Origin of the sequence: Providencia sp. PROV205, assembly GCF_028479505.1 — a bacterium.
GTDB lineage: Bacteria > Pseudomonadota > Gammaproteobacteria > Enterobacterales > Enterobacteriaceae > Providencia > Providencia huaxiensis.
Genome location: NZ_JAMPNU010000006.1, coordinates 129,594 through 137,627, shown reverse-complemented (window position 1 = coordinate 137,627; position 8,034 = coordinate 129,594). Strand labels below are relative to the sequence as shown.

Annotated in this window: 8 protein-coding genes; 2 read left to right on the top strand and 6 right to left on the bottom strand. The window is 40.8% G+C overall.

The window, feature by feature from the left end:
- Window positions 1-34: 34 nt before the first annotated feature.
- Window positions 35-1,615 carry an RNA repair transcriptional activator RtcR gene (gene rtcR / locus PR800_RS06655; RefSeq protein ID WP_272530434.1) on the bottom strand — a complete coding sequence of 527 codons (1,581 nt, stop codon included), beginning with the start codon at window positions 1,613-1,615 and terminating at the stop codon, window positions 35-37.
- Between the two features lie 959 nt (window positions 1,616-2,574).
- On the opposite strand from rtcR, the gene PR800_RS06650 reads away from it, so the two are divergent.
- A complete protein-coding gene (locus PR800_RS06650) occupies window positions 2,575-3,648 on the top strand; it encodes a slipin family protein (RefSeq protein WP_439652722.1) in 1,074 nt (357 codons plus the stop codon).
- Window positions 3,649-3,651: 3 nt separating this feature from the next.
- Window positions 3,652-4,878 carry an RtcB family protein gene (locus tag PR800_RS06645; RefSeq protein ID WP_102139126.1) on the top strand — a complete coding sequence of 409 codons (1,227 nt, stop codon included), beginning with the start codon at window positions 3,652-3,654 and terminating at the stop codon, window positions 4,876-4,878.
- A gap of 56 nt (window positions 4,879-4,934) precedes the next feature.
- Here PR800_RS06645 and PR800_RS06640 read toward each other — a convergent pair whose 3' ends face one another.
- The 5 genes from PR800_RS06640 to PR800_RS06620 form a co-directional block, all read right to left on the bottom strand.
- Window positions 4,935-5,765 (bottom strand): hypothetical protein, encoded by an 831-nt coding sequence (locus PR800_RS06640; RefSeq protein WP_210844204.1) that lies wholly within the window; start codon window positions 5,763-5,765, stop codon window positions 4,935-4,937.
- 311 nt (window positions 5,766-6,076) lie between these two features.
- On the bottom strand, window positions 6,077-6,370 hold the full coding sequence (locus tag PR800_RS06635) for a type II toxin-antitoxin system RelE/ParE family toxin (protein WP_272530431.1): 294 nt from the start codon (window positions 6,368-6,370) through the stop codon (window positions 6,077-6,079).
- A 2-nt stretch (window positions 6,371-6,372) separates the two neighbouring features.
- The gene (locus PR800_RS06630) at window positions 6,373-6,642 is read right to left on the bottom strand and encodes a type II toxin-antitoxin system Phd/YefM family antitoxin (protein WP_166267275.1); all 270 of its coding nucleotides are present in this window, start codon (window positions 6,640-6,642) and stop codon (window positions 6,373-6,375) included.
- A gap of 181 nt (window positions 6,643-6,823) precedes the next feature.
- Window positions 6,824-7,279, bottom strand: a complete 456-nt coding sequence (locus tag PR800_RS06625) for a DoxX family protein (RefSeq protein ID WP_244974779.1) — start codon at window positions 7,277-7,279, stop codon at window positions 6,824-6,826.
- A 173-nt stretch (window positions 7,280-7,452) separates the two neighbouring features.
- Window positions 7,453-8,019, bottom strand: coding sequence for a molecular chaperone TorD family protein (locus PR800_RS06620; RefSeq protein WP_166267273.1), 567 nt, complete (start codon window positions 8,017-8,019; stop codon window positions 7,453-7,455).
- Window positions 8,020-8,034 lie beyond the last annotated feature (15 nt).

The window sequence follows — 8,034 nt, the reverse complement described above, 5'->3', positions numbered from 1 at the left end:
CCCCCTCTTGGGGGCTTTTTATTATCAATTCCCTTTACCTACCCTTCACCTCATCCCAATCCAGACCAAATTTGGCGAGATACTTTCGCAGCCTGTCCGCGTCATTGGGCTGTTTTTTGTGTTGCCGTGAAACGGCAAACAGCTCACGCCCCGCCTCTGACAAGGAAGATGAACGGCGGCAAACTTCAAGCACCATTGCCAACTGTGGTTGGTCGAATAAATCAATCTCACCAATTTGCTTGGGTAATGTATTGGTTGATTTTGTTTGCCATTGGGCTTGCAAGCGGCCAATTTCCTCTTCGGCCACCGCTTTGGTAATGCGCCCGCGTTCGGCAAAAGTGGCCATCCGGCTGATAGATGCGCCCAGTTCACGGAAATTACCACGCCACAGGGCTTGCGGGGAACAGGCGAACTTCGCATACACCTTGCGAGCTTCACTATCAAAACGGATTTGGCTTTGTTGCTCTTGGCAAAACTTAGCTAATTCATAATCCACATTTGGCTCGATGTCTTCACGGCGGTCACGCAAGCCCGGTAACACAAACGTCCACATATTGATACGGGCAAATAGATCTTCACGAAATTTGCCCTCCTCCACTTGCTGCGCCAAATTACGGTGAGTCCCCGCAATTAATTGAAAATCACTGTGAATTTCTTCATCTGAACCATAAGGGAAAAAGCTTTTTTCTTCGATGGCTTTCAGTAGCATTGCTTGCTCATCAAGGCCTAGCTCCGCAATTTCATCAAGAAATAAAATGCCGCCATCCGCTTCTTTCAGTAACCCACGCCTTGGGTTGATTGCCCCTGTGAATGCCCCTTTCACATGACCAAACAGCGTCGACATGGCGTTATCACCACGTAAGGTGGCACAGTTTACTTCCACAAAACGCCCTTTAACTTGGTGGCGGCTTTCACGCAGTTGATAAATTCGCCTAGCTAAGAAAGACTTCCCCGCCCCCGTTGGCCCATTGAGTAAAATCGGGGCTTTAGAACGCAGCGCGACACGTTCGATTTGCTCAATCATGGTATTAAATGCCGCGTTGCGGGTGGCAATACCCGATTTTAAAAACGAAACCTGCTGTTGCTGCTCTGTTTGGAAACGGCTGGTGATATGGGTATAACGGCTTAAGTCAAGGTCAATCACGGTATGAATACCGATAGGGTCTTTTTCTCGCCCTTTTTGGCTCGGTGACGTTTGAATTAATTTGGCAGGTAAATAGTGAGCTTCCGTTAATAAAAACCAACAAATTTGTACCACATGGGTACCCGTCGTGATGTGTACCAGATATTCTTCATTATCAGTATCAAATTGATAATGCGAAGAAAAATCCAGTAATGAGGTATACACCTCTTCGAAATCCCACGGGTCAGCAATATCCACCTCATGCAGCACCACTTCTGTATTGGGAGAGGCTTGCTCAATATCCTCTTTCACCCGGTGTGCCATGCTATAGTCATTCACCTGATGAAGTAATTCAAAACGACCAATATCCAAATCAGGCTGTTGGCAAAGGCCAACCGTTGGCCGCCATTTTGTCCAGCGGTTGGCTTTTTTGCCTCGCCTGTCTAGTACGGTGCCCAATACCCCAATAACAACCTTACGTTTTTCACTCATAGTATTTATATAAATTTATAAATTACGATATAAAAAGATAATAAATAGCATAATCCATTTACCACGCCAATGTTACCCACCTTTATCTTAAAATTATTTTTTACTTATATTTCAATTTGATAAAAATTTTTATCCCATTTTTTAAAAAGTTGGCATGCTTCTGGCAATACTCTATTCATCCACTGCCGGAAATTGTCTGAACTTCGCGTTCAACCGGTGTAGACATGGTGACTTAGTCACTGCATGGTCTGTATGCCGCCGTCGGTAAGATACCTTTTGGTAATAGCAAAGCTATCAGGTTCGACTCCTGAAACTAACGTCTCCAAAACGTAAAACAACGAGCTGAAGTTAAGCTTAAAGCCGCTACTCGGGAGCCACGCTGAGTGATGAGCAAAAATTTAGACAGCCAGTTTTGGCGCTCTACTTTTTCCCTCACTACTTCGCTTTTTTCTTCAGTAGCGGATAAATATAAAAAAGGAAAAATAATGAAAAAAATAAATGTAGCTCAAGGACTTATCGCATTAACTGAAAAAAATGGCGATTTTCAGCACCTATTATTAGCTGGTGAGCACAAAGTGAATGATTGGTTTAACAAATTAACAGTCACCATGTATCCATTAAATGACGAACCAATTGAACATAAACTGGCAGAGCATTTGCGCCAATATCATCAGCAGTGGGTTGTCGACTATTGCATTGATATCAATTTATCCGATGATGAAGTCGCATTTTTATATTTGCATGATCGTTTAATTGAGGTCATTGCGCCACAAACGCGCCGTTTATATTGGAAAATGACCAATACATTACGGGTTGAGAAGCAAAGTATCGCTGACTTTAAAATGTCCAACGAATTAACCGCCGCGTTAGTACACAAGAAAGACATTAAAGGCCGTGAACTGTGCCTGATCACGCAAATTCCCGCAGGGAAACTTGGCTTATTTAAAGTTGATGGTGAGATAAAAAGTTTATTAGAAACTGGAACTTATGGATATTGGAATATCAAGCAAAAACCAGAAATACAGGTCATTGATGTTTGCTCGCAATCTATTGATAAACCAGTCGATTACGTATTAGCGGAACAAATTCGCCAATATCACCCAGATTGGATAGCATCCCACGGGGTCGATATTGATTTATCGGATGATGAAGTTGGCTTTTTATATTCACACCATAATTTGGTTGAAATTTTATCCCCAGCGACTCGACGTTTGTACTGGAAAGTCGGTGATAGCTTGAAGGTTGAGAAACAGAAGGTCGGTGAAATCGTGTTATCAGAAACCTTGATACAACGTTTAAGTGGCAAAAAGCGTATTAAAGGTCATGAGCTATGTTTAGTCGCTCAAGTACCTGCATGGCATATGGGCGTGCTGAAAATTGATGGTGAAGTCGAAAACTTGCTTGAACCGGGTACTTATGGCTACTGGCGTATCGAACGCACACCCGAAGTTGAGGTGATTGATACCCGTTTACAGTCATTAGAAGTCAGCGGGCAAGAGATTTTAACCAAAGACAAAGTCACACTGCGGATCAATCTGTGTGCTAACTGGCGTTATCACGATATTTTATTGGCATTCTCAAAATTGAGTCAGCCTGTAGAGCATTTATACCGTGAATTACAGTTTTCATTAAGGGAAATCGTTGGTACTCGAACCTTAGATGAATTGTTAGAAAACAAGCAGTTAGTTGATGAATTGATGCTAACTCAAGTAGTGCAGTGTGTGGCTGAGTTTGGCCTAGAAATTGATAGCATCGGTGTAAAAGACATCATTTTACCAGGGGATATGAGAACAATTTTATCCCAAGTGGTAGAAGCCGAAAAATCGGCACAAGCGAACGTGATCCGCCGCCGCGAAGAAACCGCCGCAACGCGCTCACTGTTAAATACTGCAAAAGTGATGGAAAACAACCCCGTTGCACTGCGTTTAAAAGAGCTTGAGACCTTAGAAAGTATCGCACATCGGATCGACCAAATTTCTGTTTACGGCGGTCTAGACCAAGTATTAAACGGATTAGTAAAAATTAAGGAATAAATAATGATAAATAATAAATTCAACGAATTAATTCAAGAAAATGGCGTGCCTGTAAAAATGTGGACCAACGGTGTACCCGTTGACCCTAAAGCGGTAACACAACTACAAAACACCGCAAAAATGCCGTTTATTTTTAAGCACCTAGCCGTAATGCCTGATGTGCATGTAGGGAAAGGTTCAACTATTGGGAGCGTGATCCCAACCAAAGGAGCGATTATCCCTGCGGCAGTGGGGGTGGATATTGGTTGTGGAATGATTGCCGTGCGAACGTCTTTAACGGCATCGGATTTACCTGATAGCTTGCAAAATATCCGTTTTGCTATCGAAGCTGCAGTACCGCACGGTCGAACCACACATCGACATGGACGTGATAAGGGGGCTTGGCATCGTACACCAGATATTGTTGATAGCCACTGGGCGCACTTGGATGAAGAGTTCAAACGTATCTGTGATAAATACCCAAAACTGCGTCAGACGAACCATTACAACCACTTAGGAACATTGGGAACGGGAAATCACTTTATTGAGCTGTGTTTGGATGAACAAGACCGTGTATGGGTAATGTTACATAGCGGGTCGCGAGGTGTGGGAAACGCGATTGGTAACTTGTTTATCACGTTGGCGCAAAAAGATATGCAACAGCATATCGCTAATTTGCCTGATAGAGACCTTGCTTACTTTGAAGAAGGAAGCGTGCACTTTAATGACTATATGGAAGCGGTCGGATGGGCGCAAGATTTTGCGCGCCATAACCGTGAAGTGATGATGCACCGCGTATTGGAAGCGCTATCGCGTGAAATTCCAAAACCATTTACGACCCAACAAGAGGCCGTAAATTGTCACCATAATTATGTGCAAAAAGAGCAGCACTTTGGTGAAGAAGTACTGGTAACCCGAAAAGGCGCGGTGTCAGCGCGAAAAGGCCAAATGGGGATCATACCAGGATCTATGGGAGCAAAAAGTTTTATCGTGCGCGGTTTAGGTGATGAAGAAAGCTTTTGTTCCTGTAGCCACGGTGCAGGACGCGTAATGAGCCGAACAGAGGCGAAAAAACGTTTCTCAGTCAGCGACCAAAAAATGGCTACCGCCCATGTGGAATGCCGAAAAGACAGTGACGTGATTGACGAAATACCGATGGCGTACAAAGACATCGACGCAGTTATGGCAGCTCAATCATCATTAGTAGAAATTGTTCATACCCTACGCCAAGTGGTGTGTGTGAAGGGTTAAGCTTAAGTATTAGAATATAGGCTATATCTTACATGATAAGGCCTATATTCTATAAGTTAACCTGTGGTATTAGAAATAGACTCATCAAATTGCTCTTTGTAAGATTTCTGAGTTCTTTTTACAAATGCTAAATAATCAATATGTTCTATTTTATCTATTTGCTTATTTACGTTGCGATTAATTTCATCAAAACTTTGTACATTATATTTTTTATGCCCACTACCAATAGCTATGCTATTAATTGCACCACAAATGATGTTAAGCAATTTTATTTTTTCATTAGTAAAAAGAATACTATCTTTTTTAAAGTCTTGAATTGATTGGGAACAGATAGTAAATGAAGTTGAATTTACCCACTCATCTTGAGTATTCTGAAAAGGTTTTAACCATTGACCATGAGCAACTTTATTTCGATTTCTAATCACAGGCGCTAAATGCCCACTAATCCATGTTTTTATTCGCTCATATATCGTAAAAAGGATAATTCCTAAGCTATCTTCATTAGCATCTTCTTCAAACTGAATGTTTCCATTCTTTTTAACCGCTATTGCAAGAGCCGTTAGCCATCTTTGCTCTAAACTATTTTGGTTGTATATAATGCTACGTTCATGTTCTGTAAAGACACTTTCCTCATAAATAAGCACATGCAACCTAGCTTCACACCATACGGATAATAACATTGAATACAAACGAGTGAATGTTAAAACATCGTCTTGTATATTCTGATACGCTGAAGATGCAATGGCTTTTCTTAACTGCCCCTCTACATGACGCAATCCATTGCCAACCTGCTCGAAATTTTGTCGGTGATATTCCCTTATTTTACCTATATATGAGGAAGGGTCACAGACATAAAGGGAGTCTACCCTGCGTCTTATTTCTGTCAATGTTCCCTCCCCTATAGGCTATATAAAATCCTGATGCCAAAACCGTTTTAATATATTAAACCGTTTTGGCATCCAGGATTCGAACCATGGACCTCCTATAAAAATAGGCGTGCAACCTTACACCAATGCCCCATAGTGATATTAAATTTACTTTTTAAATGTGCAATACGAGAGTTTAATTACTGCAAAGCGCTTCGCAAAGATATTGAGTAAACTAATTTTTCCAAAAACAGACCATCAGAAAATTTCTAATACCATTTGCCTTAATGATATTAATTAGTTAAAAACAAAACTTATTGCCACCCGGCTTTTTATAAATGAGAGTTTGGGTCCTGTGTATGATGCAATACCGCTAGCACTTCAATGCCTTCAAGCGCTTTTCGATAATAAATAATGTGGCTTTCAACAGGGAAGCTAAAAACGCCTAAATATAAATCTTCACTACGATCACGGCCAAGAGATGGCTGGTTCACGAGTATATCCGTCATTGTCACACGTAATGAATTCGCATAAGCCTCAGCAACATTAGCTCCCCATCTACGCAGAGAATACAGCTGAATTGAGCGGATATGTCCTTTCGCTTTATGAGTAAACTTAACGCTCATCCTTAAGCCTTATTTTCAAGTTCGTCCATAGTTAGCGGAGCAAATACATCATCAATGCTATGAAGTTCACCGCGTTCTGCTTGCGCAATAGATTCAGCCAAAACCGCTTTTAAACTCTGTAATTTTAACTGCATTAGCTGGTCATATTCATCTGGAGAGATAACAACAGCAACGCGCTTCCCATGCTTACTTATTTCAACAGGTGCACGCTGAACTTTCATCAACAAATCACCAAATTGATTTTTAGCGACTTGTGCGGGGATCGTTTCCATACATCACCTACAATATAAAATGGCTTGATTAGCTATTATAGCTAAAATAGCTTAAATAACCAGCAATCCAAAAAAATCACGTGTCTTGAACTTCCCGTAGTTTGGGCAAAAAAATAGACCATCAGAAAAATTTTGATGGTCTTTTTTCAAAGGCAATGTCAAACACGAAAGAAAAACTAATTTATCGCCAGTTCGGGTTTTTGATAATGGAATATTTACCCGCACCTAAAAATGCCAACGCAATACCACTCAAGAAGAAATACACAATACTTTCAATCGCCCATGCACCTGTTTTATCGAGCAAGAATGTTTTATCTAGCCCAATCATCAGCCATGCAACCACCATAGTGAAGGCGACTAATAATGCAGATGGCCGAGTTAAAATCCCTAAAATAATGAAAATAGGGGCAACAACTTCACCTAAAATGGTTCCATAAGCGATAAATTCAGGTAACCCATAAGAAGCCAGCAGCGCTTTAATACCACTCGCTCCTGTCATTAATTTGCTCATGCCATGAAATAACATGAGCCCACCCACAGCAAGGCGCAATAACAACCTGCCTGCATCTTCATGGGACAACAAACGATTTAATAAATTGACCACTTTATACCCCCTATGGATATCCAAAAACATCATTAAGTAGTATGGCTTAAAAATGTATTATGGCTTAGAAAGCTAAAGTAAGAATCATTTTAATTTGCATTTCTTATAACTAAATCAATTTTCATTTGATTAAATTTTGTTAACTTTTCACCCATTCAAATATTACGTTTAATTAACCATTAAACAGTCAAATATACTGAATAATATTATAAACATGACCTTACAGTAACCAGTGTTAATTCCGTTAATGCGTTATAAAATGGGCTACATGTTGTTCGATTTAATTGCTGGTAAAATTGTGGTAACCAATTAGCCAAATGGTCATTTAGCAATTCTTTTAATGCGGCTTCCCTGACTTGTGAAGCCAACACTGCCGCTTGAAATAACATTAAACCAACATGATCCGAAGGTTCTGGATAGTGAGTTTGTATTTTCAAGCGTTCGCGTTTTAAAAATTCACTTAATGCCACCGTGGAGGATCCTTGCAATACCCCTTCAGGGTCGAGATATACCGAGCCCCATGGTGGGGCCGGTAATGCTTCGGGACCAATAAATAAATCTGTCCATTGAGTGTGGAGTACCGCAGCTTCGATGTTTAGTGATGCCGAGATACGTTCACTAAGCTGAGCACTGATCTTACAAGGCCATTGAGATGCAAAGTCATTTAACTTGAAAAAGCTTATCGCATAACGGCTTGCATCGTCATTTGGTGAAAATAAATAGCACGTGCCTAAGATATTAAACGCAGCTGCGTAGTGTGAAAAATGGATCATGAAAAAGATAATTTC